Below are 1452 nucleotides of genomic sequence, written 5' to 3'. Positions count from 1 at the left end.
TCTTCAATCAAATCATTAATTACAGTTCCAATCATTGGGTTTCGGAGTGCTAATGCAAAAAGGCTGTCGTCAACGTGTTGAAAATTTTGTTTTAGTTCGCTTTGACGAACCAGCTTTCTTCCAAACAGTGGATTACCATATCTGGCCTCTCTAAAATCTTCCAACAAATCTTCCTGAGAGTGTGAATAAATCACTAGGTTATCAAGGATTTGTCGCAACATTACCATGTCTTCCTGAGCACCTTGTGAGGCAGAAGCAGACATTTGCATTTGCATTTGTTGACTCATTTCACGCATTTTATCGGCGGCACTTTTTTGTTTTTCTTTTGCTCCTTCCTGCTGTTGCTGTTCCAACTTGTCGGTTGCGTCCTTCTGGTCCTGCTGCACCTCTTGTTCCTGTGCGCTATTGTCCGGAATGTCCATTGGGCTTTTCAGGTCTTGGTTGTCTTCTCTTAACTGCTCCATTTCTTCCTTATAGTCCTCAAATTCCTTGTTGAGCTCTTCCTGCTTTTCTTTGGTGTTTTCCTCGTCGGTTGATTTTGATAGTGCTTCTTGTTTGTCAGCTAACTTTTCAAGTTCCTCGGCCAGTTTTTGAGCTTTCTTTTCAACGTAGTATCGTTTTGTTAACTCTAGGAGTTGTTCAAGGTTGCGCTGTTGCTTTTTATTTTGTTGGTTCAGCTCCTCAAGTTTGTCAAAGAGTTCTTCTTCTTGAATTTTATCCTTTAGCTTTTGAAGTTCTTCAAGTAAATCTTCATTTTCCTTTGACCTTTGTTCATTTTCTTCAAATCGGTCTAAAAGCTCTTCTTTTTGAGGGTCTGTTTCATTTTCTTTCTGGAAGTTTTCAAGGTTTTCTTTAGCCTTTTCAGAGAATTTTTTCATCATTTCCTCCTGAAGCTTTTGACGCTTTAAAAACTCTTCAACCTTTTGTTTATCATTCCAGTTGAGTTCGCTCTTTTCTTTTTGCATACGCGAAAGCTCTTCAAGCGATTTCTTCTGTTGCTCCATATTTTGAAGTGTGCTGTTCAGCCCCTGAATGGCCTCTCTTTGTTCTTCCAATTGCTGTCGCTCTAATTCTTCCCTTGTAAGTTTTCTAAATGAGAAAACAGTGGATTTAGAGCTTTTTGCCCCATTTATACCATCGTTATCAAATACTTCAAAGTAATAACTGTAAGTCTTTCCGGGTTCAAGTTCAAGCTCGCCGGGGAATACAAACAAAAACTGGTCAAATGTTCCTCTGTTTACAGGCAGCGGTTCAATGGTCTTTTTGTTTTCATCGTCTGAAGGGTAATACACCAACTGTAGCCTGGTCAGGCCGTAATCGTCTGAAACCCTTCCAAAAAAATAGGTGATTTGGCTGTTAAGGGTGTCTTGCCTGGAATCCACAACAATTTCAGGGTGTTGATCTCTGATAACATTAATTGAAAAATTCAGGTTTTCATAGTCATTCAACAGT

1 pseudogene is annotated in these 1452 nt (G+C 39.4%); it reads right to left on the bottom strand.

Going from position 1 to position 1452, the window contains the following annotated elements:
- Nucleotides 1-1452: pseudogene (locus AC6F75_RS11140) on the bottom strand (hypothetical protein); the annotation flags it as partial.

The sequence above is a fragment of the Planktosalinus sp. genome, assembly GCF_059864935.1.
This window is presented reverse-complemented; position numbering and strand designations above follow the sequence as displayed.